This window comes from Staphylospora marina, assembly GCF_003856495.1.
GTDB lineage: Bacteria > Bacillota > Bacilli > Thermoactinomycetales > Thermoactinomycetaceae > Staphylospora > Staphylospora marina.
On sequence record NZ_CP034118.1, the window covers coordinates 1,059,301 to 1,082,389 of the forward strand.

The window sequence follows — 23,089 nt, forward strand, 5'->3', positions numbered from 1 at the left end:
ACGGAAATGATTGAAGCAAGGGGACTGGTCAAGCGATTCCGTGGACACGAAGTGCTGAAGGGGATTGACTTTGTCGTGGACCGCGGAGAGACCGTTTGCATCATCGGTCCGAGCGGCTCCGGCAAGTCGACGTTGCTGCGCTGTCTCAACCTGTTGGAAGTGCCGGATGCGGGCAGCCTGCAAATCGGCGATGTGCGACTGGACTTTTCGAAAACCGTGGATCCGGGAGCCATCCGCAACCTTCGGGCCAAAACCGGCATGGTGTTTCAGGGCTTCAACCTGTTTCCGCACATGACCGCCCTGGAAAACGTGATGGAAGGACCCGTCACGGTCAAAAAAATCTCCAAGGAGGAAGCCATCGCCCGCGGAGAAGAACTGCTGCGCAAGGTGGGCCTCCCGGACAAACGGGACGCTTATCCGGATCGTCTGTCCGGGGGACAGCAACAACGGGTGGCCATTGCCCGGGCGCTGGCGATGGAGCCGGACGTCCTGTTGTTTGACGAACCCACTTCGGCGCTCGATCCCGAGCTGGTCGGAGAAGTGCTCCGCACGATGAAAGAGTTGGCCGCGGAAAAGCAAACCATGGTGATCGTCACCCATGAAATGGGCTTTGCCCGGCAAGTGGCCGACCGCATCGTTTTCATCGACGGGGGGCGGATCATCGAACAGGGAACGCCGGATGATGTGTTTCACCGTCCGAAAGAAGAGCGGACGAAACGATTCTTGGACAAACTTCGGGAAATCGGCTGACATTCATTGCTTTGTTTTCGGGAACGGATTTGCACGGTGAAAAAGATTTCGGAGGACTTCTGCCATTCCGGCAGGAGTCTTTTTTGTCGGTGGACCATGGTGCGGTCCACAAGCCTCGGTCCTGATTTTTCCGGTGTCCATAGATGTTCGGGCCTGTCTGTTTATGTTAACATGGAAGTAAATGAGAACAGGCAAATCCGCATGGCTTCAAGAATAACATACCTTGCAGGGGGAAACCTGACGGATGAGGTTCAATGAGTACGGGTTTCTGGAACCCGGAGAATATCCCCTGACCTTCTCCGAACTCAGAAATTCGATCCTGGTCACAGGGGAAGGAGATCCCTCTTGGCCGTGGAACCGTCGTTGGCGAAGCAAATTGGTGGACAATCTGGAAATATGCGTTCGCCAGTTGTGGGCATGCGGAGTGGAAGAGATTTGGATCGACGGGTCGTTTTGCACCGACAAATACCGGCCCGGAGACATTGACGGATACTTCATTCCTCCGGATCCCGCCGAGGTGTTCAACGGACGGCTCGCGGAGCGGCTCAACCGGCTTGATCCTTACCGTTGTTGGGGCTGGGACAAATATCGTCTGGATGCATACGGCAATCTCCAGCTGGAGATGTGGCACCGTTACCGGGTGGAGCTGTTTCCGCACTGCGTGGGAGTTTACAGCGGCATCGCGGATGAACACGGAAACAACATGAAGTTTGACGAGTTTTTTCGCAGAGACCGGGACCTGTCGGTGCCGAAAGGCATCGTCAGGCTGGTGAAAGGATGAATCAACATGATTCGTACGGAACGGGAATATCGGCAAGCGAAGGAGCGCGTGGCCCAGCATGAGAAGCTCCTTGAGGAACAAACCAAGACCCTCGAATCCATGGGGTTGACGGAAGAGGAGATCGAGCGGGCCTTGTCTCCCGCCCGCTTTTTCGGACAGAAGCTGCGGCTGGAAGTGGAGGAATATGAACGGTATCGCCGCGGTGACTTCGACATGACCTGCACGTTTGACAACATCGGGCGTCAGTTGGTGGCATTCCGCATCTTCCGCGGGATTTCCCAAGCGGAATTGGCCCGGAGACTCGGCGTCACACCGCCTCAGGTGTCCCGGGACGAACGAAACGAATACGGCGGGGCCAGCATGGAAAAGGTGAAACAGGTGCTTCGCGCTTTGGAGATGGACGTGATCCTGGTGCCCAGCGAGGGAAGGCGGGCAGCCGGATCGTAAGACTTCGTCTGACTGGCTGACACGGGCCTGCACCCGTTTTCGGGTGCAGGCCGTTTCTTTGAAAAAAGCACCGTTTTCATCCATCCGTTTTTTCTTTTTCCATGTAGAACAGTCCGGCGTTGACCACCGATACTTCGATGCGCGGATGATATTGCAGGATGGTTTCCCTGCGGCGCTGTTCACGCTCCGCTTTCCGGGTTTCGGAAAGTTGTTCTTCCGGATAATAGGCCTCGAGGAGTTCCAATTCCTCCCGAAGCCGGTTTTGGGCCTCGTCCGCCCAGGTGAGATCTCCCCGCTCCACTTCATCCTGAATTCTCGCCTCCAGCTTCCCGACGGCCGTTTCCACCGTGAGACGGGGAGGTGCCACATGGCGTCCGGGCAAAATGGTGGGCGACCAGTTCATGGTTCGGATCCGCCGGTCAAAATCCGGCAAGATCTTCCCGGTGACCAAATTGATGCCCAATCCGCGGATTTCGTCCCGCTTCCGGTCACAGATGTACGAGATCATGAAGTTCACGCCCACCCACGGGATGTACGGCATGGCCCGGCCGGGCTTCCGTGTCTCGGGAATCTGATACAGCCGGACGAAACGGCCCTGCTTCCGCGCCGATTTCAGGATGTTGGAAAACCGGGGAGTTCCCCAAAACAAATATTCTCCCCTCATTCCTTCCGGAAACGTGTCCGGATCAAAGACGAGGCACAGACGTTGCGGTTGGGGGGGGAGGTTCATCTTCTCCACGTACATCCAGTAGAATGGCCGGTTCAAAAGATCTTTGTCCGCTTCGATGGTGAGTTGGGTCACCAGGTGGGACGGTGCCGATTCCAGGATGCGGCAACCCGTCAGCTTAAGGTATCGCTCAGTGAACGATCTGACCGATTGTTGATCCATGCAGCCATTCCTCCCGTTCTTCCGTGGATGTTTCGACTTCCTCCCTCTTTTTCTGAAAGGTGTCGCCCCATTCTTCCAGCCGTTTGCGAATTTCTTTGTCTTCTCCCGCCTCCAGGAAGATTTTCATCAGGCTTTGTTCCACCGATCCTCCGTTCTCCATCCGTTCCAGGATCGTTTCCAGTTCTCCGATCACCGATTCAAACAGCCGGATTTTTTCATGCAGCAACCAAATGATGTGTTCTTCGATGGTCCCCAACGTGCAGAAGTTGTAGATGTGCACGTCGTTTTTTTGTCCGAGCCGGTGAATGCGACCGATTCGCTGCTCCACCCGCATCGGATTCCACGGCATGTCGAAGTTGATCATGTGGTGGCAAAACTGGAGATTGATGCCCTCGCCACCCGCTTCCGTGGCCACCAGCACCTGGGCCCGTTTCTGGAACAGCTCCATCATCCAGTCTTTCTTGTTCCGGTTGAAGCCTCCCCGGAAAGGCACCGCCTTGATGCCCACCCGGTTGAGTTCGCGGATCAGCATGTCCTGCGTCGCCCGGTATTCGGTGAACAAAACCACTTTCTCCGGAGACAGTTCCCGGATCAGCCGGACGGCCGCATCCACTTTGGATGACTTGCGGATCGATCTCAGCAGCTCCACCAGATGAGCCACTTCCGGTGAGATTTCCTCCCGGCCCTGTTCCCGGCGCTGGAACAGCTTGAAGAGGGTGTGGAACACCGCATCCCTCGAACTGCAAACCTCTTTTTGCAGAACAAACAAAGACAGGGCGCCGGCCAGGTCGGCTCCCGCCGAGGAACGGTCCCGGATGAACGCGGTGATTCCGTCGTACAATGCGCGTTCTTCCGGGGAAAGTTCGACGGGGACGGTTTTCACCAACCGCTTTGTGAGATTCAGGTTGCTGTCCTTGCGTCGGTTGCGGATCAGCACCTTCGAGATTTCCTCCCGGAGAAGATGCTCATTCTTGGCTTGCCGTTTGCCGGCCACATAATCGGTCCGGAACCGGGCTTCGTTCCCCAGAATGCCCGGTTTGAGCAGGGAAACGAGATTGAACAGCTCTTTCATTTCGTTCTGAACGGGTGTGGCCGTAAGCAGCAGGCAATATTTTTTGCGGATTCCGTTGATGAATTGCCAACTCTTCGTTTTCCGGTTTTTCAGTTTGTGCGCTTCATCCACGATCAACATGTCGTATTCCCTGGACAAAATGATTTCGCGATGCGGGTCCCGCTTGGCCGTGTCCAACGATGCGACCAGAATGTCATACTTGTCCCACATCCATGCCTGCTTTTGGGCCATTGCGGGAATCTGAAATTTTTGATTCAATTCCCTCGTCCACTGAAGCACCAGGGAGGAGGGCACCAGAATCAGCGCTTTTTTCACCAGTCCGCGCAACAAATATTCTTTCAGGATGAGGCCCGCTTCGATGGTTTTGCCCAGCCCCACTTCATCCGCCAGGATGGCCCGCCCGCGCATTTCGTGGATCACGCGGCTCACGGCGTTGATTTGGTGCGGCAACGGCTCAAACCCTTGAATTTGTTTCAAACTTTGGATAGATTCAAACGTAGGGACGATTTCCGCTTCCGCCGCTTCGAGAGCAAGTTGAAAACGCTCCCAGCACGACCAGCCGGTGTCCCGGCGAACACATTCGCTGAACGGTTTCAGCCACTCGCGGTCGAAGCGGATCGGCAAGATGCGCATGTTGTTCCACCTTTCTTCCTGCCGTATTTGCCAAGATTTAGTATGAATCGCCTCTTGCCGGAACATGCGTCCTGAAACACGAACTTTTTACATAAAAGCACTCGAAAAAGATCGGGAAATATGGCAGAATGATGCTGTGGCAACCTCATATCATTCGCGGTTGAAGGCGGGAGGAGAGACCACGAACATGTGGCGCCGAAGGAGCAAGCTCCGGACGGAGTGAATCTCTCAGGCAAAAGGAGGCCCGCTGGACGCACCTCTGGAGAGAGTCCGGCCGCGACCGGACCACCCAAGGGGCAACCCTGCCACGTGCGGGGGAAACTCTCAGGTAATGGGGACAGAGTGATCCGCCTATGCTAAGGGGAAAGGGAACTCTGTCTTTTTATTTGTTGCGAGGTGACAGAAGATGGACCAGCTCAAACGCACCCCCCTGTACGACGTGTACAAGGCCCAGTCCAAGATGATTCCGTTCGGCGGCTGGGAAATGCCGGTTCAATTTTCCGGGATCAAGGAAGAGCATGAAGCGGTACGCACCCGTGCCGGGCTTTTCGACGTGTCCCACATGGGAGAAGTGGAAGTGAAGGGACCGGATGCTCTGGCTCTGGTGCAGAAACTGACCACCAACGACGCTTCCAAACTTCAGATCGGCGATGCCCAGTATTCGCTGATGTGCCTGCCGGACGGAGGCACGGTGGATGACCTGCTGATCTACCGCACCGGCGAAGACACGTATCTGTTGGTGATAAATGCGTCCAACATCGACAAAGATGTGGACTGGATTCAAAAACATGCGGACGGCAACGTGACCGTCCGGAACGTGTCGGCGGAGATCGGCCAGCTGGCCATTCAGGGACCGCTCGCGGAAAAAGTACTGCAGAAATTGACCGACACGGATCTGTCGGAGATCCGGTTTTTCAAATTCAAACAGGATGTGGACATGGCCGGCGTGAAGGCGCTGGTTTCCCGGTCCGGGTACACCGGGGAAGACGGGTTTGAATTGTACGTGAAGGCGGAAGACACGCCGAAATTGTGGCATGCCATTCTGGAAGCCGGCAAGGAAGAAGGAGTGTTGCCGTGCGGATTGGGTGCCCGCGACACGCTGCGTTTCGAAGCCCGTCTGCCGCTTTACGGACAGGAGCTGTCCGAAACGATCACTCCGATCGAGGCCGGACTCGGCTTCGCGGTCAAGCCGGAAAAAGGCGAATTCATCGGTCGTGAAGTTCTGGCACGGCAAAAATCCGAAGGTGCTCCGCGCAAGCTGGTCGGCCTGGAAATGATTGACCGCGGAATCCCCCGGCACGGATATACCGTGTACAAAAACGGGGAGAAAATCGGGGAAGTGACCACCGGCACGCAGTCTCCCACTTTGAAGAAAAACGTGGGACTGGCCCTGATTTCAGCCGAACACGCCCATTTGGACGAAGTCGTGGAAGTGGAAATTCGCGGAAAGAAACTCAAGGCCAAAATCGTGAAAACGCCGTTCTACAAGCGGCCTGCCCGATGACATGCAAGCCTCGCCCGGGTTTTTTCCTCCGGGAAAAGCCCGGCAGGCGATCGGATACAGTGGGAGGATGAACCAGTCATGAAATTCCGTTACCTGCCGATGACCGACCGGGACCGGGAAGAAATGCTGAAGACGATCGGCGTTTCCTCGGTGGAAGAACTGTTCAGCGAGATTCCGGAAGAAGTCTGTTTCAAGGGCCGGATGAACCTGCCCGAACCGATGTCCGAACCGCATCTGGTGAAGCACATGGCCCGTCTGGCGGGCAAAAACGCTTCGATGGACCGATATGTGTCATTCCTCGGTGCGGGGGTCTACGAGCACCACATCCCCAGCGTGGTGGGACACGTGATTTCCCGATCCGAATTTTACACGGCTTACACGCCGTACCAACCGGAGATCAGTCAGGGTGAATTGCAGGCCATTTTTGAATTCCAGACCATGATCTGCGAACTGACCGGCATGGATGTGGCCAACTCGTCCCTCTACGACGGCCATACCGCACTGGCGGAAGCCGCGGCCATGGCCTCTTCCCAGACCAAACGTCGCAAAATCATCGTATCCCGGGCCGTGCACCCCGAATCGCGCGAGATTTTGCGGACCAACGCGAAGGGGCTCAATCTGGAAATCGTCGAAGTTCCGCTGTCCGGCGGGGTGACCGACCTGAAGGCGCTGGAAGAAGCCGTCGGTGACGATGCGGCCGCCGTCATCGTTCAGTACCCCAACTTCTTCGGACAGATCGAAGACCTGGGGACCATCGGGCAAATCGCTCACACGGCCAAAGCGATGTTCATCGTCAGCAGCAACCCGCTGGCTCTGGGCATTTTGAAGCCGCCGGCCGCTTTCGGTGCCGACATCGTGGTGGGGGATGCTCAGCCGCTCGGCATTCCCGCGTCGTTCGGTGGTCCGCATTGCGGTTACATGGCCGTCACCAAAGCGTTGATGCGTCGTCTGCCGGGCCGGATCGTCGGACAAACGGTGGACGAAGACGGTCGCCGCGGCTTCGTGCTGACGCTGCAAGCCCGTGAGCAGCACATCCGCCGTGACAAAGCAACCTCCAACATCTGTTCCAACCAGGCGCTGATGGCCCTTGCGGCGTCCGTGTACATGTCCGCCATGGGAAAACAGGGCATGCAGGATGTCGCCCGGCTGAACGTGCAAAAAGCCCATTATGCCAAGAAACGCCTCGGCGAAGTGAAAGGATTGGAGACCGTTTTTGACGGCCCGTTCTTCAACGAATTCGTGGTGAAACTCAGCCGTCCGGTGAAAGAAGTGAACAAAGCTCTGTTGGATCGGGGAATCATCGGCGGATACGACTTGGGCGTGACCTACCCGGAACTGGAAAACCACATGCTGATCGCCGTCACCGAAATGCGTACGAAGGAAGAAATCGACCAGTTGGCTGAGGCATTGGAGGGTCTGCTGTGAACAAGAACGAAAAAGCGCTGATTTTTGAAATGAGCCAGCCGGGACGTGTGGCATACAGCCTGCCCGAGTCCGATGTTCCCGAAACGGAAGGCATTCCGGCCGAATTCCTGCGCGAAGTTCCGGCCGAACTTCCGGAGGTTTCCGAACTGGACCTGATGCGTCATTACACCGAACTGTCCCGCCGGAATCACGGGGTGGACAACGGGTTTTATCCGCTCGGTTCCTGCACGATGAAGTACAATCCGAAAGTGCACGAGGATGTGGCCCGTTACGCGGGTTTCACCGGAATCCATCCTTACCAGTCGGAAGAAACGGTGCAGGGAGCCCTGCAACTGCTGTATGAACTGCAGCAATACCTGGCCGAGATCACCGGCATGGATGCCGTCACCCTGCAGCCGGCCGCCGGCGCGCACGGAGAATGGACCGGTCTGATGATGATTCGCGCCTACCATGAAAGCCGCGGCGAAACCAAACGGGACAAAGTGATCGTGCCCGACTCCGCGCACGGCACCAACCCGGCCAGCGCCACCGTCGCCGGATTCAAAACGATCACCATCCCGTCCAATGAACGCGGCCTGGTGGATGTGGAAGAGCTGAAAAAGGTGCTGGGAGACGACACCGCCGCCCTCATGCTGACCAACCCGAACACGCTCGGTCTGTTTGAGGAAGAAATCAAAACGATCGCCGATCTCGTTCACGAAGCCGGCGGACTCCTGTACTATGACGGCGCCAACGCCAATGCGATCCTCGGCATCGCCCGCCCGGGGGACATGGGCTTTGACGTGGTTCATCTCAATCTGCACAAAACGTTCACGACGCCTCACGGCGGCGGCGGTCCGGGAGCCGGACCGGTCGGCGTGAAGAAAGAGCTGGTTCCCTTCCTGCCCACCCCGCACGTGGAGAAACGGGAGGACGGCACGTACTTCCTGAACCGGGACATCCCCAACTCCATCGGCCGGGTCAAAAGTTATTACGGCAACTTCGGAATTCTGGTTCGCGCTTACGCCTACATCCGCACCATGGGTCCGGACGGCCTGCGCAAAGTGTCCGAGGATGCCGTGCTGAACGCCAACTACATGATGCGCCGCCTGGAGCCGTATTTCGATCTGCCGTACAAACAGCACTGCAAACACGAATTCGTCCTGTCCGGAAAAAGGCAGAAGAAACTGGGCGTCCGCACGCTGGACATGGCCAAGCGCCTGCTCGACTTCGGTTTCCATCCGCCGACCATCTACTTCCCGCTCATCGTGGAAGAGTGCCTGATGATCGAGCCCACGGAAACCGAGAGCAAGGAAACCCTCGACCGCTTCATCGACGTGATGATTCAAATCGCGAAGGAAGCGGAAGAGCAACCGGAAATCGTTCAGGAAGCTCCGCACAACACCGTGATCAAGCGCCTCGACGAAGTGACCGCCGCCCGCAAACCGGTCCTGCGTTGGGAGAAAAAAGCCTGATCCGGAATGCAGAGAACAAAAAGCCCCGTCGGATGAATCGGTCCGACGGGGCTTTTTCTTTTGAGCGATTGCGCGTGAGCAGTCGTGCGTTTTCAATTTTTTTGAAATCAGAAGGGATCCGCCGGCGTCCAATGGGACATAAGCCATCCGACAGTTGTGAAGGGAGAGATCAAGATGTCCGTCATCGCCGGGAAAATCCGGTTCCTGTCCCGCTTTCTGACCTGCCCCCGGGAGGTGGGGAGCATCACGCCGAGTTCCGGATTTTTGGTAAATGCGATCTGTAAAACGGTTTTTTGGAACCGGGTGGAACTCGTTGTTGAACTGGGAGCGGGAACGGGGGTTGTGACGGCGGAAATTGCAAGAAATTTGAAGCCGGGGGCAAAAGCCGTGATCTTTGAAAAGGATGCGGTGTTCAGCAGGCAGTTGAAACGGGATTTTCCCTTGTTCACCCATTGCCGGGATGCGATGCGTTTGACCGAAGAACTGGAGACACACGGAATCCGGGAGGCGGACTGCATCATCTCCTGTTTGCCGATGGCCAATTTTTCCACTGAACAACGGGTGGAATTGTTGGACCATGTAAAGAAGGTGCTGAAACCGGACGGAATGTTTGTGCAGTATCAATATTCGTTGCAGATGAAAAAAACGCTGAAATCCAGGTTCAAGGTGGTTCACACGCATTTTGTTCCCCTCAACCTTCCCCCGGCTTTCGTTCATGTGTGTCAGGATTGAACGGGAGGAGCGAAGATTGACGACCAAGTCAGACAGAGAGGGTTGACGGCATGAGTGCAGCTGAGCTCGTGGAGTGGGTGGAGGGTTACGGATATGCGGCCCTGTTTTTCGCTCTGTGGCTGGGCATCGTGGGGATGCCGGTTCCGGATGAAGTGATTGTCATGACGGGAGGTCTGGTTTCCTCATTTGGCTTGCTGGAGCCGTTCGGGGCATTTGCGGTCACGTACATGGGGGTCGTTTCCGGACTGTCGATCGGATATGCATTGGGCAGGTGGTGGGGGAGTGACTGGGTGAATCGCCTTGGAAAGAAGGAAAAGTGGAATCGGGCGCTCCTTCGCTCGGAACGGCTGATGAACAGGTATGGAAGTCTGGCGCTCTGTTTCAGTTACTTTCTGCCGGTGGTGCGGCACATATTGCCGTATTTGGCGGGCATCCACCGGATGTCTCCGGTCAGGTACGCGGCCTTTTCCTTCGGTGCCGGTTTGGTTTGGACCGGAATCTACTTTTTCATCGGAGCGGAGTTCGGGGAGTGGATCGATCCGGCGTCCCGAATCAGCCGTCAGGGAGGTTGGTTGGCTTTGGCTTCTTTGATCATCATCGGACTGGCAGTCAAGGCAGTCCAACGGAAAAGGGACAAAAACACGAAACCGGACAGGGGACTGTAAGGTCGATCCGATCAGATCCCTCGTTTCAAACCCCCGGTTCTATGGGAGAACCGGGGGTTTTTCATGGACACGGGTTCATTCAGGACGAGATGATCTCAATCACCAATTCCCGGCCGATCCACACGGCCACTCCCCAGATGATGAGAGCGGACAGCCGGTTGACCCGCCGCAGCCAAATGCCTCCCCCGTCCAGGGACCGGATCAGGGCACCGGCGATGGACAACCCGAAAAACCAGATCCAGGAAACGGCGACGCAGGTCAGCGTGAAAGCGATGCGTTCCGCACCGTCGTATTGGAGAGAACTGGTGCCGATCACGCCGATCGTGTCCAAGATGGCATGAGGGTTCAGCAGGGAGACCGACAAGGCAAATCCCACTTGCCGGGCGGGAGGCAGCGGACCGGTGCCGGTGTCCGAGCCGGGATCCGGGGAAGAGCGCCAGATGTTCCATCCCATGTACAACAAGAAGAAAAAACCGGCGGTGAACAGAGACCATTTCACCCAGGCTACGTTCAACACGACAATCGAGATACCGGCGACGGCGAGCGTGATCAGCAGCGTGTCACAGAGCGAGGCCGTCAGAACCGCGGGGAGGGAACGAATCCAACGAGGCTGCAAGGCCCCTTGGTTGAACACGAACACGTTTTGTACGCCCAAGGGGAGGATCAACCCCAGGGCAAGGATCCATCCGTGAATGATCGCTTCCGTCATGCCGCAAATTCATCCTTTCCGTTCATGATTTTCGTTGAACGGTTGCTCCATGAAAAGCCACATTCTCCAACGAACGGTTGAGCCGCTGGCTCGGTTTCATGAGAGTTCCACTAACAGCCGGCCTGCCTTGTCCGGATCCCGTATCGGCGGAACCGGGAAATACTCCACATCTCTTTGCGGACAGACATGACACAGGCAATTATATGAACCATTGAACAAATTATTATATAATAGTAGATGAATTCAGCAAAGAAGGTGCGTTTTTGTCATGGGCTCAGACAGCAAAGTGCTCAGGGATTTGTTCGTCTCCTTTTTCCGGATCAGTCCGGTGACCTTTGGCGGTGGCTATGCCATGCTTCCTTTGATTGAGCGGGAGGTGATCGTCCGGAGAAAATGGATGGACGAAGAGTCCCTGAAGGAAACGTTGGCGCTTTGCGAATCCGTTCCCGGGGCCGTCGGCATCAACGCGGCGATTCTGGTCGGGTTCCGGGTGGCCGGTCTGCCGGGGGCGTTGGTATCTTTGGCGGGAGTCACGTTGCCCGCTTTTTTGATTGTCCTCGCAATGGTGGCATTGTTTTTCCGGATTCGGAACCAACCATGGTTGGACGGTGCGATGACGGGGATTCGGGCGGCGGTGGTGGCGCTGATTGTTTGTGCGGCCGTGCGTGCGGGAAAGCGGGCCCTGACAAGCAAAGCGGCTTGGGGTTTGGCGGGAGCCGCGTTTTTTGCATTGGCGGTGCTGGGAATCAGCCCGTTTTTTGTGTTGCTATCGGGGCTGGCGACCGGGTTGGTGTACTCCTTGGCGGGCATTCGCCGATCGGCAGGCCGAAATCCGGAACGCTCCCGGAGCGGGGGAGACGGTCGGGGAGCGAGGAAGTCGGCCTGAAACCGGTTGAGTCGGGCCATCGCGGGCCCGTTTTTTTCGGATGACCCGCCCGGTGCGGGAAGAATCGGTCCGGGCGATCTCTTCCGGACGTGCCCATCATCTCCTCAAAAATGCGGGGAATCAGTTTGCTTCATCGCCTCGTGACATGGCCGGAAAGCGGAACGGGAGGAACGATGACATGTTGCAAGAGCTCTTTTTTACCTTCTTCAAAATCGGATTTCTTTCGTTCGGCGGAGGCTATGCCATGATTCCCGTCCTGGAACATGAAGCCGTCGCGCATGGATGGACCACGACCGCGGAGTTCAGCGAATGGATCGCCGTCGCTGGAATGGCTCCGGGACCGATCGCACTGAATGCGGCGGTCAGTATCGGCTACCATCAGGCGGGCTTGGCGGGTGCGCTTGTCTCTCTGTTGGGGATGGTGCTTCCCTCCCTGTCGGTGGCCTTCGCCCTGTCGGCGGTGCTGGTTCGGATCGGTCGGCATCCCGTCTGGAAAAAAACGTTGCAGCACCTCATGCCTGTCATTGTCGGCTTGATCCTCTTTGCTGCTTGGCGGTTTGCCGTTTCCAACTTTTCTTCCGTCAAGTGGGAACAGGGATGGATGTTGTTGCTGATATTTGCCGCTTCGCTGACGGGCCTGATCCGGTACCGGCTTCATCCCGCTCTTGTCATCCTGGGAGCCGGAATCGTGGGAGCGGCCTTTTTGGGGGATTGACATGGGAAGACAATGCGACAATCGTATATTTGCTGCATAAATGAAATTGTTGATGAATTAGATGTTGTTTCATGATAAAATAAATCCAATTTTACAAAATTTGTTTCGGAGGAGATGCCTGGTGATGGTACGGATTGTGCCCCTTCAAACGGTCGGAAAGAGCGGAAAGAGATTCGGATCCATATCTTTCGGAACGGGAGATGAACGATGTCGATCGCAAAACGAAACATCCGTGCCCTGACTTGGGCAAATTTGCTTGGTGGCGTCAATTTTCTCGAACCGGTGGTGACTCTGTTTTATTTGCACCGGGGGTTTTCGCAGACGGAGATTTTCTTCGTGCTTCTCAGCTTCAGCGTGTCGATGGCGGTGTTTGAAGTTCCGTCGGGAGCGTTTGCGGACCGGTTCGGGGCAAAAATCTCGTTTCTGGCCGGAACGTTTGCCCGGTTGCTTTCGGTGATCTGTCTGGCCGTGCCCGAGCCGGCATTCGTCATACTCAGCCAAATTTTGTCCGCGCTGTCTTTTTCGTTCTTTTCCGGTTCGGACGAAGCCTTGATATATGAATCGCTCAAGGCGGAAGGCCGGGAAAAAGAAATGGCCGGCGTGATGGGCAAGATCCAGGCGGCATCGCTTGCTCCGATGGCGTTGGCCATGTTGGTGGGGGCATGGCTGGCCGGCGGTCTTCGCGAGGAAGACTTTCTGGTGCTCATCGCGCTTCGCACGGTTTGTGTGCTGGGGCAGTTCGTGTTCGTGCTGAGGGTCGTCGAACCTCCCCATCTGGCTGCGTATCGGGATCACCCCTGGAAACACGTCCGGCGGGGGATGCGGGAGATCTTGCAATCGCCGGGACTGTTGCTTCTGTTCGCCAACGTGACGGTGATCTTCATCACCACGTACATCTTCACCACGTTTGAACAGCCGTGGCTGAAGAATCTCGGGGTGCCGGTCAGCGTTCTGGGAGTCATTGCGGCGGCAGGTCTTCTGCTGTCGGCGTGGGCGGCCCGGATGGTGGACGTTTTGCTCAAGCTTCGTTCGGCGAAATTCTGGCTTTGGGTGACCGGCTTGGGCATTGTGTGCTCGCATCTGTTGATCGTGGGCTTGGCGGGAAGCGCGGTGGCGGCCATCGCCGCCGGATTCCTGCTCCGGGCTTGCCGGGCGGTGCGCAATCCGGTCAGTTCCCAGATGTTCAATGAATACATCTCGTCGGGAAGCCGGGCAACGGCCCTGTCTTTGCTCAGCGTGGCAGACTCGGTGTTCGATCTGGTGTTGGTCTTGACGCTGACGGGCATTTCGGTCTGGGGCTTGCCCGCGGTGTTCCTCGGTTGCGCGGGCCTCGCCCTGTGCGGGTTGTTCCTTCCGGCCCGGTCGGCGGAAGAGGAACGGGCATCCTTGAAGCTGAGTCGGGATGCATGATGAAAGGTGGAGGGAGTCTCTTCCGGGGGCTTCCTCCTTGTTTTCTTTTCCGGATGTTCGGTCGGTGCGGCTGGGCCGAGTCCATGGGACGCGGAAGAAACTTATTTCTTGTTGACAGAATCGTGGGAACAGGTTACGTTGAAAATGAATGGTCAATTTTCTAAATAATTCGGAAGGAGCGGGGAGATTGCAGGGGAAAACCGTGATCGTCACCGGTGGCAGCAGCGGAATGGGCAAAGCGATCGCCACCCGTCTGTTCCGGGAGGGAGCGAATGTCGTCATCTCCGGGCGCAATGCGGAAAGACTGGAGGCGACCCGCGATGAACTGGAACGGATCGGCGGCGGAAAGGTACTCACGGTGCAGATGGACGTTCGGGAACCGGACCAGGTGGAGGACATGGTTCGCAAAGCCAAGGAGACGTTCGGACGGATCGACGCATTGGTCAACAACGCGGCCGGCAATTTTGTCGTTCCTGCCGAACAACTCTCCCGGAACGGATGGCATGCGGTGATCAACATCGTGCTGAACGGAACCTGGTATTGCACCCAAACGGTTGCGAAAGATTGGCTCGCTTCCGGTCAGGGGGGGTCCATCCTGAACATCGTCGCCACCTATGCATGGACGGGAGCCGCCGGTGTCGTTCACTCCGCCGCCGCCAAAGCGGGAGTGCTCGCCATGAGTCAGACGCTTGCCGTGGAGTGGGGAGATCGGGGCATTCGCGTCAATTGCATCGCGCCGGGACCGATTGAGCGGACGGGCGGGGCGGACAAGCTGATCGCCGACGAACGGGCCCGGAAGGCCGTGGAACGGGCGGTTCCGATGAAGCGATTCGGCACGCCGGAGGAGGTGGCGGCGCTGGCCCGTTTCCTGCTGTCGGAGGAAGCCGCTTACATCAACGGAGAGTGCGTCACCATGGACGGGGGCATGTGGCTGACCGCCCACCGCTTCCTCTGAGTGATGGTTTTTCAAGGAGTCCCGATGGGGCGCATTGCAAAGGACGAAGAGAAGTCTTTTCATTCATCGGGTAAGCCATTATGATAGGAATGTCAACCATCAAGCGAAAGAGATTCCGGACTTTCCGAAAGAGGTCCGGGCAACGGTCCGGATCTCTTTCGCTGACAACCGGCATCCAAGGCGGCATGGATCGAAGAGGTGACGAAATGTGGAGCGGTCGTACCGGATTTCCAAGGTGTTGAACAACAACGTGGTCATCGCCGAACACCCGGAGAAGGGAGAGGTGGTGCTCATCGGCAAGGGGCTCGGCTTCGGCCGCAAGCCCGGCGGGGAAATCGGACCGGAAGCGGTGGACAAGTGTTTTGTGCTGGCTGACCGGAAAGAACAGGAACAGTACAAGGAACTGCTCCGGCAGGTGGACGAGCGGGTGGTGGAGGTGATGAACGAGGCGATCGATCTGATTCAGAAGCGCTTCGGGACACCGCTCGGGGAACATATCCACGTGGCCTTGACCGACCACATCGCCTTTGCGCTCAAGCGGCTGGAGAAGGGCATCGATTTCCGGAATCCGTTTCTCCTGGAGACGGAGGCTTTGTACGAACGGGAATACAAAGTGGCGGAAGAAGTGGTGGACCTGATCCGCCGGAAACTGGGGGTCCGGTTGCCGGAGGGGGAGACGGGGTTCATCGCCGTTCACATCCACAGTTCTTTGACTCGCCGGAAGCTGGCGGAGATCCGCCGGCATTCACAGCTGATTCAACGGTTGACGGAGTTGGCGGAAGAGACCCTCGGAGTGAACATCGACCGGAAAAGCGTCTCCTATTTGCGCCTGTTGACCCACCTGCGCTGCGCCATCGAGCGGACGTTGTCCGGAGAAGAAGTGAGTGAACCCGAAGGTTTCTCCGAGCTCTTGCGCAACCAGTATCCGTTGTGTTACAATCTTGCGTGGAAAATGGCGAAAGTAATGGAACGGGCCTTGGAGAAGCGGGTCCATCCGGCGGAGGTCGGCTATTTGACGTTGCATCTCCTCAGACTTTCGCATCCGTAAAACTTCATCAGGGGTCGGTCGTCCCGCTTTCACGTGTTACTGATTCGATCAGGCATGAGTGAAAAAAGGCGACGATGGTGATTGCTGGAAAGGGTTGTTTGTACCCTTTTTGCAAGCGTTTCCATCCGTCTTTTTTTGCTCATGCCTGTTTTTGTTTCGGTCACGCGTGTTTGCCGGAACGGTCTGATCCGGACAATCGGGTAAAGGAGGAAGTCATCATGTTCAAGCGGATGTTCGGAACGCTGCAGCAAGCCGGCAAGGCTCTCATGCTTCCGGTCGCCATGTTGCCCGCCGCCGGTCTGCTCCTGGCCATCGGGAACAAAACGCAAATCGGCATCATGGAGCAGGCGGGAGGTGTCGTGTTCGCCAACCTGGCCCTTCTCTTCGCCGTCGGGGTGGCCATCGGACTGACCCAGGGCGAAGGGACCGCCGGTTTGGCCGCCGTGGTTGGTTTGCTGGTGATGAACGCCACCATGGGTGAAATGGCCAAATTGTTCAAGGTGGAAACGGTACAGGTGTTGGGAATCGACACCCTGCAGACCGGGGTGTTCGGCGGAATCCTCATCGGGGTGACGGCGGCCTTGTTGTACCGGAGATTCCACGCCATCGAACTTCCGCCGTTTCTCGGCTTCTTCGGCGGAAAACGCTTCGTGCCGATCGTGACGGCTGCCACCGCTTTTCTGCTCGGTGTGGCATTCTTCTACATCTGGCCGCCGATCCAAAAGCAGATTGACGTGTTTTCGCATTTTGTCACCACGCAGAACACGGCGTTGGCCGCGTTCATCTTCGGGGTGATTGAACGTTCCCTGATTCCGTTCGGACTTCATCATATCTTCTACTCGCCGTTCTGGTTCGAGTTCGGGACTTACACCACTTCCGCCGGCGAAATCATCAAAGGGGACCTCAATCGTTTCATGCAAGGGGATCCCACGGCCGGCACGTTCATGAGCGGGAAGTTTCCTTTCATGATGTTCGGTCTGCCTGCCGCGGCGCTGGCCATGTGGCAGGAAGCCCGTCCGGAGCGTCGCAAAGTGGTCGGCGGCATCATGTTGTCCGCTGCACTGACCTCGTTTTTGACGGGAATCACCGAACCGATCGAGTTCACGTTCCTGTTCGTCGCTCCGCTGTTGTACGCGGTGCATTGCGTGTTTGCCGGGCTTTCCTTCATGTTGATGGACATCCTCGGAGTGAAGGCGGGCATGACGTTTTCCGGCGGAATCATCGACCTGATCATGTTCTGGGAAAAAGATACCAATCCGTGGCTCATCATTCCGGTTGGACTGGTATTCGCCGTGATTTACTATTTCGGGTTCCGGTTTGCCATCCGAAAATGGAATCTGAAAACACCGGGCCGTGAAGACGAAGAGGAACACTCGGAACAAACGTCCGGAAACATGGGCCAACTGGCCGCTGACGTTCTTTCGGCTTTGGGCGGCAAAGAAAACATCACGGCGCTGGATGCCTGCATCACCCGTTTGCGCGTTTCGGTCGGCGATGTGGGCAAAGTCAACAAGGAAGAGCTGAAGAAACTGGGTGCTGCAGGCGTTCTGGAAATGGGCAATCACCTGCAAATCATTTTCGGTCCCAAATCCGATCTGATCCGGGAACAGATGAAACGGATCATGAGCGGACAGGCACCTGTCCGGGTTCCGGAAGAGGAGTCCGATCAGAAAGACGCGCAATCTCCGAATGAAGCGGAGTTTCCCGCGGGAGAAATCGCGTCGCCGATGACCGGTAAACTTCTTTCGCTGGAACGGGTGGAGGACGCGGTGTTTTCACAAAAGCTGATGGGTGACGGTTTTGCCGTGGATCCCGAAGACGGGAAAGTGGTCTCTCCGGTGGACGGCACGGTGGTCAATCTGTTCCCGACCGGACATGCCATCGGACTGCGCACGGCGGAGGGCCATGAAGTGCTGATTCACGTCGGGATTGACACGGTCAAACTGGAAGGCAAAGGGTTCAAAACGTTTGTGGGCGAAGGGGACACCGTCACCCGGGGGCAAACGCTGATCGAAGCGGATTTGGAGTTCCTTCGCGAGCATGCTCCCTCCGTGGTCACCCCGGTGGTGTTCACCAATCTGGACAAAGGTCTCTCCGTCAACATTCTCAAAGAACAGGCTCAAGCCGGAGAGACGAACGTGATTTCCGTCACGCGCCAATCATGAATCATCCGTTTCATGTTTGAAGGTTGAAAGAACCGCCGCATCCCGGCACGACGGCAAGTGGATCTTGCCGCTCTCAACCGGCCCGGGACGCGGCGGCTTTTTATTTCACCGTGACGGTTTGTTCGGATTGAATCGTTTTTCCCCGATGGACGTAAGGGGCGTGGGCGCTGTCGACCAGTTCCGCGCGAATCACATGGGTTCCCGGCTCCAGGCGGATGCGCGCGGTGGTGTCGAACAGTCTGGCGATTTTTTTGCCGTCGACATACAGATGCGCATGTCCTTCCCCGAAGAGCGGTTCGCGTCCGGGTTGCTCGGGAACAAACCGGAAATGGCGGGTGTGAAGCACGATCAGGCAGTGACCGCCCGGTTCCGGAATGACTTCCAGATGAACTTCCGGGGCGGGAACATTTTCCGGGACTTGCACGGGAGTGACGGCATGATGCTGATGCCCGCCATCCGAATGAAAGGAACGGGAACCGGAAGCCGTGTGCCCGTCCGCGACCCAGATGCCGAGCATGACCAGGAACACTCCGATGACGGTGCCCAGGAACAGCCGGATCATGCGAAACGAAAACGGTCGATCTGCCGTTGATGCCCATTCGGCGTGAAAGACACGGAGGAGGATGCCCGCGGCCAGTCCCAGCACAAACGGGGAGCCCCGTTCGTGCCATTCCGGTGACAGAACGAATGCTCCGGCCAGCAGGCTGCCCAGCACCACCCCCACACCCGGTACGGCGGACGCCGCCAGTGTGACCCAACGACCTTTGGTTGCCGTCAGTGTCGCGGCCACTGCTCCCTCCGGCAATTTGTGCACAAACAAACCGACCGCCGCGGCGAGGCCGGTCATGGCCCCGAGATGATGTCCGCTCCCCACCGCCATGCCTTCAAACACGCTGTGCAACCCCAATCCGACGATGGCGGTCCAAGTGACTGCCCCTGAACGTTTCTTCTCCGTTTGTGTCTGTCCGCGGCGGCGGGTCATCCATGCCAGCATCAATCCGGTGATCGTTCCCGCCAACGTCAGCGGAACGGATTCGGACAGGGCATGGGGAAGCATTCCCGCGAGTGCCACGGCGACCAGAAGTCCGGCGCAGATCAGGGAAAAGGTGGATCGTCCGATGGAAGCATGACGGTTGCGCCCCCAGACGACAAGCGCTCCGCCGACCAGAGAGCCCGCCGCCGCCAGCAGGTTCCAGTTCAGGTATTCGTTCAAAGCATCGCCCCCCAGATGATCATGGTCCTTAACAATGTATGGGGAAGAAGATCGCCGAATGATGGCTTGTTCGGGCGATTTTTTGATGATTTGGAATCCTTTTCCTGAATCGGAAAACAGGGTAATCTGATGGTGAGGACATTTTGGCAACATCTCGAGGGGGGATGAAATGAAACGGAAGGTTCTCCGGTCGCTTTGTATTCTGGGTTCCGTCCTGACCGCCGTCGCTTGTACGCAGGCACAACCGGCGTCGCCGGAGCAACAGCTCCTGGAACGGATGTCACTCGAAGAAAAGATCGGTCAGATGATGATGGTCGGTTTCCGCGGTGAAACCCCCACCGAAGACGCACGAAAACTGGTTCAGGACATGAAAGCGGGATCCGTCATTCTGTTTTCCAATGCCGGAAACATCAAACATCCGCTTCAGACCGCCCGCCTGACCAACGGATTGCAACGCATGGCGGAGCAGACCCGGCTGAAGATTCCCCTCATCGTGTCCGTCGACCAGGAAGGGGGCTCGGTGGCGCGTTTGACGGAGGGATTCACCGAAACGGCCGGAAACATGTCTCTCGGAGCCGTGGCGGACGAGAAAAGGACGGAGCGGGATGCGGGCATGATCGCCGAAGAGTTGGCGGCCGTGGGCATCAACATGAATCTGGCCCCGGTGTTGGACGTAAACGTGAATCCGGACAATCCCGTGATCGGAACGCGCTCGTTCGGAGAAGATCCGCAATTGGTGGCCCGATTGGGCGAAGCGTTTGTCCGTGCGCATCAAAAGAGGGGAGTGGTGCCCACCGTCAAGCATTTTCCCGGCCACGGGGATACTCATGTCGATTCGCATTTGGGATTGCCGGTGATTCCGAAGAGCCGGGAAGAGTTTGAGCGGGTGGAGCTGGTGCCGTTCAAGCGCGCCATCGAGGCAGGCGTGGATGTGATCATGACCGCACACATCCACGTTCCTTCGTTGGATCCCACTCCCGACTTGCCGGCCACCCTTTCAAAACCGATTCTTACCGGGCTCCTGCGTGAGAAGTTGGGGTTTGAGGGCGTGATCGTCACGGACAGCATGACCATGGCGGGAGTGTCGGGAACCTTCGGGGGAGTGCCCCAAGCCGCGGTGAAAGCGGTGGAAGCGGGGGCGGACATCATTTTGTTGCCGCCGTTTTCTTCCACGAAGGAACCTTTTGAAGTCCGGGACGCAATTTTGGAGGCCGTCCGTTCCGGCGAGATTTCCGAAGAGCGGATTGACCGTTCCGTGTTGAGGATTCTCCGGTTGAAGCAAAAATACGCTCTGGACAAACGCCGGTATGTGGAGGAGACCGGGGTGGCCGAACGGACGGGAACCGACAAGAACCGGCAACAGGCGCTTGACACCGCCCGACGGGCCGTCACGTTGCTGAAAAACGACGGAAATCTGCTGCCGCTTCATTTGTCTTCCGGGCAAAAGGTGGGCATCATCACCCCGTATTCCCTGATCGGGAAGGTGAAGGCTCACCACTTTCGGGTGGAAGAGCTGACGGTGGAACGGCGGGATCTGACAGACGCGGAACGGAACGACATCTTGCGATGGGCAAAGGACAAGGATCTGCTGATCGTGGGCACGCACAACGCCGACCGTCAGCCGCGGATGGCCCGTTTGGTGCGCGAGCTCCAAAATGCGGGCAAACCGGTGGCGGTGGTCGCGTTCGGAAATCCGTATGATATCCGGGCGTTTCCCGGAGTGGATGCCTATCTCGCCGTGTACGGATTTCGGCAAGTGCATCTTCAGGCGGCCGTGGACACCCTCTTCGGACGGAACAATCCTTCGGGACGTCTGCCGGTGACGGTGCCCGATCTGTATCCGGCGGGTTCGGGTCTCGGGTATACCGGAACAAAATGATCGGATGGTATGATGGAGACAGGGTTGCCCGTGAGGACGACCCTGTTTTTTGATGTGCGGGGAGGAGATCGGATGCGCGTTTTGGTGACGGGAGGAACGGGATTCCTGGGAAGAAATCTGGTCCATCTGCTGGTGCGGGAAGGGATGGAGGTGACCGTGCTTCACCGGTCCGGTTCACGGCTGGAAGGACTGCCGGAGGGGGTCCGGTTCCGGCCGGGAGACGTGACGGACCCGAACTCGCTGGAGAAAGTTTGCAGAGGGATGGATCTGGTGTTTCATGTGGCCGGTGAAGTGACCTGGGGCAAAGCTTTGTCGCAAAGGATGATGGACATCAACGTCCGGGGAGCGGAGAACATGGCGCGCGCTGCCCTTCGCGCCGGAGTGAAGCGGTTTGTGCTGACCAGCTCCGCGGCGGCCGTCGGCTTTCCGGAGACAGGAGAAGCGGATGAATCGTTTCCGTTCAACGGGGATCTCCTGAACGTGGAATATGCCAAAGGCAAACGGGGAGGGGAAGAACGGGTTCTGGCGCTCGTGAAGGAAGGTTTGCCGGCGGTGGCGGTCAATCCGACGGTGATCATCGGTCCGCGTACGACCGGCTCTTCGCTCGTCAGGTCGGTCATGACGGGGCGCTTGACCATGGCTCCTGACGGCGGCGTCAACATCTGCGACGCGGAAGACGTCGCCAAGGGGCATCTGCTGGCGGCCACCCGCGGTGAGGTCGGGGAGCGGTACATATTGGGGGGCACCAATCTCCCGCTCCGGGATTTTTTTCAACGGGTTGCCGACACGGCCGGAACCGGCACACGGATCCGGAGGGTGCCGGCCTGGTTGGCAAAAGCGGCGGCCGTGGCCGGGGAAGCCGCGTCATTCATTACCCGCAAGGATCCGGGATTCCCATGGGATCTTGCCAAATTGATCGGTCGGAACATTTACTATTCGTCGGAAAAAGCGGTGCGGGAACTCGGATACTCCATCACCCCGCCGGAAGAAGCGATTCGCAAGGCCGTGGAATGGGAAATGCGGAGAAGGAGAGGCACATCCTGACCGTTTGCTCACATGCCATTTTACGCTTCGGGCGTCTTGACCCTCCGGAAAAACTGCCGTATCGTGGCAGTAACGAAAGCGAGGGATCACTGGATGAAGGAGGAGATTCGGCGGCTGCTGGTGCAGATCCTGGAAAACCAGCAGCATATCCTGGAGAGGTTGAACTCCTTGGAACGAAGGCTATTTGCCGAAGAATCCGTTCGACCGGCAACGGAACGCGCCGGTTCGGACGATTCGTTGAAGGATTCGGCGCAGTCCGGGCAATCGCCGGGAGATCGCTTGTGGGCGCAAGTCCTTGAGCGGATGTCCGGACGCATTTCCGAAGAAAGTTTGGAAATGTGGCTGAAACCGCTTGCCGTTTGCGGAGTGGACGGGGAAAGTCTGGATTTGCTGGGGCCGGATCGTTTCAGCGCCGAATGGGTCGCTTCGCGTTACGGAAAGATGATGGAGGAGTCACTGCCCGAGGGGGACATTTGCCGCATCCGCGTCGGTTGGAAGGATGAAACCGGGGACATTCGGTGGGCGGAATCGGGAGAAGGGGACGCGGTGATCCGCAAACTGTTGGGAGAAGCGGAAGAAGCACTCGAGAGTTTGCGCGAACCGTGGGAAGACTTGGGGATGTTCGCCAATCCGGATGATGAACCGGACGGAAAGAAAGCCGGGATGAAGCAGGAGAAAACGGATCCTTGAACGTTGAAGGATCGCTCACGGAG

At 57.5% G+C, this 23,089-nt stretch carries 21 protein-coding genes and 1 riboswitch; of the genes, 17 read left to right on the top strand and 4 right to left on the bottom strand.

All coding sequences use genetic code 11. The annotated features are described in order from the left end of the window. Positions 1 to 6: 6 nt before the first annotated feature. The 3 genes from EG886_RS05295 to EG886_RS05305 all read left to right on the top strand — a co-directional run bounded on the left by EG886_RS05295 (position 7) and on the right by EG886_RS05305 (position 1,978). Entirely contained in the window at positions 7 to 750 is a 744-nt protein-coding gene (locus EG886_RS05295) for an amino acid ABC transporter ATP-binding protein (RefSeq protein ID WP_124727157.1), read from the top strand. 244 nt (positions 751 to 994) lie between these two features. Next, positions 995 to 1,531 (top strand): DUF6932 family protein, encoded by a 537-nt coding sequence (locus tag EG886_RS05300; RefSeq protein WP_124727158.1) that lies wholly within the window; start codon positions 995 to 997, stop codon positions 1,529 to 1,531. 6 nt (positions 1,532 to 1,537) lie between these two features. Continuing rightward, positions 1,538 to 1,978, top strand: coding sequence for a helix-turn-helix domain-containing protein (locus tag EG886_RS05305; protein ID WP_124727159.1), 441 nt, complete (start codon positions 1,538 to 1,540; stop codon positions 1,976 to 1,978). Positions 1,979 to 2,054: 76 nt separating this feature from the next. Here EG886_RS05305 and EG886_RS05310 read toward each other — a convergent pair whose 3' ends face one another. Both EG886_RS05310 and EG886_RS05315 read right to left on the bottom strand, forming a co-directional pair. Further along, positions 2,055 to 2,867, bottom strand: a complete 813-nt coding sequence (locus EG886_RS05310; protein WP_124727160.1) for a YqhG family protein — start codon at positions 2,865 to 2,867, stop codon at positions 2,055 to 2,057. Continuing rightward, positions 2,836 to 4,572: an SNF2-related protein gene (locus EG886_RS05315; protein WP_124727161.1), complete on the bottom strand. Its 1,737-nt coding sequence runs from the start codon at positions 4,570 to 4,572 to the stop codon at positions 2,836 to 2,838. Before EG886_RS05315 ends, EG886_RS05310 begins: the two co-directional genes overlap by 32 nt. A 160-nt stretch (positions 4,573 to 4,732) precedes the next feature. After that, positions 4,733 to 4,826: riboswitch (glycine riboswitch) on the top strand. Positions 4,827 to 4,978: 152 nt separating this feature from the next. Here EG886_RS05315 and gcvT point away from each other — a divergent pair. The 5 genes from gcvT (at position 4,979) to EG886_RS05340 (ending at position 10,352) form a co-directional block, all read left to right on the top strand. Then, positions 4,979 to 6,076, top strand: a complete 1,098-nt coding sequence (gene gcvT, locus EG886_RS05320) for a glycine cleavage system aminomethyltransferase GcvT (RefSeq protein ID WP_124727162.1) — start codon at positions 4,979 to 4,981, stop codon at positions 6,074 to 6,076. A 78-nt stretch (positions 6,077 to 6,154) separates the two neighbouring features. Then, positions 6,155 to 7,501 carry an aminomethyl-transferring glycine dehydrogenase subunit GcvPA gene (gene gcvPA / locus EG886_RS05325; RefSeq protein ID WP_124727163.1) on the top strand — a complete coding sequence of 449 codons (1,347 nt, stop codon included), beginning with the start codon at positions 6,155 to 6,157 and terminating at the stop codon, positions 7,499 to 7,501. Between the two features lie 29 nt (positions 7,502 to 7,530). Then, positions 7,531 to 8,955 (top strand): aminomethyl-transferring glycine dehydrogenase subunit GcvPB, encoded by a 1,425-nt coding sequence (gene gcvPB / locus EG886_RS05330; protein ID WP_277423836.1) that lies wholly within the window; start codon positions 7,531 to 7,533, stop codon positions 8,953 to 8,955. Between the two features lie 174 nt (positions 8,956 to 9,129). Next, positions 9,130 to 9,687, top strand: coding sequence for a class I SAM-dependent methyltransferase (locus EG886_RS05335; protein WP_124727165.1), 558 nt, complete (start codon positions 9,130 to 9,132; stop codon positions 9,685 to 9,687). Positions 9,688 to 9,737: 50 nt separating this feature from the next. Further along, on the top strand, positions 9,738 to 10,352 hold the full coding sequence (locus EG886_RS05340; protein ID WP_124727166.1) for a DedA family protein: 615 nt from the start codon (positions 9,738 to 9,740) through the stop codon (positions 10,350 to 10,352). 79 nt (positions 10,353 to 10,431) lie between these two features. Here the strand turns inward: EG886_RS05340 and EG886_RS05345 are convergent, their stop codons facing one another. Next, positions 10,432 to 11,061 carry a LysE/ArgO family amino acid transporter gene (locus EG886_RS05345; RefSeq protein ID WP_124727167.1) on the bottom strand — a complete coding sequence of 210 codons (630 nt, stop codon included), beginning with the start codon at positions 11,059 to 11,061 and terminating at the stop codon, positions 10,432 to 10,434. A 268-nt stretch (positions 11,062 to 11,329) separates the two neighbouring features. Here EG886_RS05345 and EG886_RS05350 point away from each other — a divergent pair, with 268 nt between their 5' ends. From EG886_RS05350 to ptsG, 6 genes are all read left to right on the top strand, one after another. After that, positions 11,330 to 11,947: a chromate transporter gene (locus EG886_RS05350; protein ID WP_124727168.1), complete on the top strand. Its 618-nt coding sequence runs from the start codon at positions 11,330 to 11,332 to the stop codon at positions 11,945 to 11,947. Between the two features lie 178 nt (positions 11,948 to 12,125). Beyond that, complete coding sequence (locus EG886_RS05355) at positions 12,126 to 12,662, top strand: chromate transporter (RefSeq protein WP_241154386.1); 537 nt, start codon at positions 12,126 to 12,128, stop codon at positions 12,660 to 12,662. 207 nt (positions 12,663 to 12,869) lie between these two features. After that, positions 12,870 to 14,072 (top strand): MFS transporter, encoded by a 1,203-nt coding sequence (locus EG886_RS05360; protein ID WP_124727169.1) that lies wholly within the window; start codon positions 12,870 to 12,872, stop codon positions 14,070 to 14,072. Between the two features lie 187 nt (positions 14,073 to 14,259). Beyond that, positions 14,260 to 15,027 carry a 2,4-dienoyl-CoA reductase gene (gene fadH, locus EG886_RS05365; protein ID WP_124727170.1) on the top strand — a complete coding sequence of 256 codons (768 nt, stop codon included), beginning with the start codon at positions 14,260 to 14,262 and terminating at the stop codon, positions 15,025 to 15,027. 208 nt (positions 15,028 to 15,235) lie between these two features. Then, positions 15,236 to 16,075, top strand: coding sequence for a glucose PTS transporter transcription antiterminator GlcT (gene glcT / locus EG886_RS05370; protein WP_124727171.1), 840 nt, complete (start codon positions 15,236 to 15,238; stop codon positions 16,073 to 16,075). Between the two features lie 218 nt (positions 16,076 to 16,293). Further along, the gene (gene ptsG, locus EG886_RS05375; RefSeq protein ID WP_124727172.1) at positions 16,294 to 18,240 is read left to right on the top strand and encodes a glucose-specific PTS transporter subunit IIBC; all 1,947 of its coding nucleotides are present in this window, start codon (positions 16,294 to 16,296) and stop codon (positions 18,238 to 18,240) included. Between the two features lie 100 nt (positions 18,241 to 18,340). Here ptsG and EG886_RS05380 read toward each other — a convergent pair whose 3' ends face one another. Continuing rightward, complete coding sequence (locus EG886_RS05380; protein ID WP_164491670.1) at positions 18,341 to 19,453, bottom strand: ZIP family metal transporter; 1,113 nt, start codon at positions 19,451 to 19,453, stop codon at positions 18,341 to 18,343. Between the two features lie 169 nt (positions 19,454 to 19,622). Here EG886_RS05380 and nagZ point away from each other — a divergent pair, with 169 nt between their 5' ends. The 3 genes from nagZ to EG886_RS05395 all read left to right on the top strand — a co-directional run bounded on the left by nagZ (position 19,623) and on the right by EG886_RS05395 (position 23,066). Continuing rightward, positions 19,623 to 21,332 carry a beta-N-acetylhexosaminidase gene (nagZ, locus tag EG886_RS05385; protein WP_124727174.1) on the top strand — a complete coding sequence of 570 codons (1,710 nt, stop codon included), beginning with the start codon at positions 19,623 to 19,625 and terminating at the stop codon, positions 21,330 to 21,332. Positions 21,333 to 21,404: 72 nt separating this feature from the next. Continuing rightward, positions 21,405 to 22,376, top strand: coding sequence for an SDR family NAD(P)-dependent oxidoreductase (locus EG886_RS05390; protein WP_164491671.1), 972 nt, complete (start codon positions 21,405 to 21,407; stop codon positions 22,374 to 22,376). A gap of 63 nt (positions 22,377 to 22,439) precedes the next feature. Beyond that, complete coding sequence (locus EG886_RS05395) at positions 22,440 to 23,066, top strand: DnaA N-terminal domain-containing protein (protein WP_164491672.1); 627 nt, start codon at positions 22,440 to 22,442, stop codon at positions 23,064 to 23,066. The last annotated feature ends 23 nt before the right edge of the window (positions 23,067 to 23,089 follow it).

Excerpts from the sequence above, each read along its gene's own strand:
- EG886_RS05315 (WP_124727161.1), bottom strand. The coding sequence starts at position 4,572 with ATGCGCATCTTGCCGATCCGCTTCGACCGCGAGTGGCTGAAACCGTTC.
- gcvT (WP_124727162.1), top strand. The coding sequence starts at position 4,979 with ATGGACCAGCTCAAACGCACCCCCCTGTACGACGTGTACAAGGCCCAG.
- EG886_RS05350 (WP_124727168.1), top strand. The coding sequence starts at position 11,330 with ATGGGCTCAGACAGCAAAGTGCTCAGGGATTTGTTCGTCTCCTTTTTC.
- gcvPB (WP_277423836.1), top strand. The coding sequence starts at position 7,531 with ATGAGCCAGCCGGGACGTGTGGCATACAGCCTGCCCGAGTCCGATGTT.
- EG886_RS05310 (WP_124727160.1), bottom strand. The coding sequence starts at position 2,867 with ATGGATCAACAATCGGTCAGATCGTTCACTGAGCGATACCTTAAGCTG.
- EG886_RS05305 (WP_124727159.1), top strand. The coding sequence starts at position 1,538 with ATGATTCGTACGGAACGGGAATATCGGCAAGCGAAGGAGCGCGTGGCC.
- EG886_RS05390 (WP_164491671.1), top strand. The coding sequence starts at position 21,405 with ATGCGCGTTTTGGTGACGGGAGGAACGGGATTCCTGGGAAGAAATCTG.
- EG886_RS05345 (WP_124727167.1), bottom strand. The coding sequence starts at position 11,061 with ATGACGGAAGCGATCATTCACGGATGGATCCTTGCCCTGGGGTTGATC.
- gcvPA (WP_124727163.1), top strand. The coding sequence starts at position 6,155 with ATGAAATTCCGTTACCTGCCGATGACCGACCGGGACCGGGAAGAAATG.
- EG886_RS05340 (WP_124727166.1), top strand. The coding sequence starts at position 9,738 with ATGAGTGCAGCTGAGCTCGTGGAGTGGGTGGAGGGTTACGGATATGCG.
- EG886_RS05360 (WP_124727169.1), top strand. The coding sequence starts at position 12,870 with ATGTCGATCGCAAAACGAAACATCCGTGCCCTGACTTGGGCAAATTTG.
- EG886_RS05355 (WP_241154386.1), top strand. The coding sequence starts at position 12,126 with ATGTTGCAAGAGCTCTTTTTTACCTTCTTCAAAATCGGATTTCTTTCG.
- ptsG (WP_124727172.1), top strand. The coding sequence starts at position 16,294 with ATGTTCAAGCGGATGTTCGGAACGCTGCAGCAAGCCGGCAAGGCTCTC.
- EG886_RS05300 (WP_124727158.1), top strand. The coding sequence starts at position 995 with ATGAGGTTCAATGAGTACGGGTTTCTGGAACCCGGAGAATATCCCCTG.
- EG886_RS05335 (WP_124727165.1), top strand. The coding sequence starts at position 9,130 with ATGTCCGTCATCGCCGGGAAAATCCGGTTCCTGTCCCGCTTTCTGACC.
- nagZ (WP_124727174.1), top strand. The coding sequence starts at position 19,623 with ATGAAACGGAAGGTTCTCCGGTCGCTTTGTATTCTGGGTTCCGTCCTG.
- EG886_RS05295 (WP_124727157.1), top strand. The coding sequence starts at position 7 with ATGATTGAAGCAAGGGGACTGGTCAAGCGATTCCGTGGACACGAAGTG.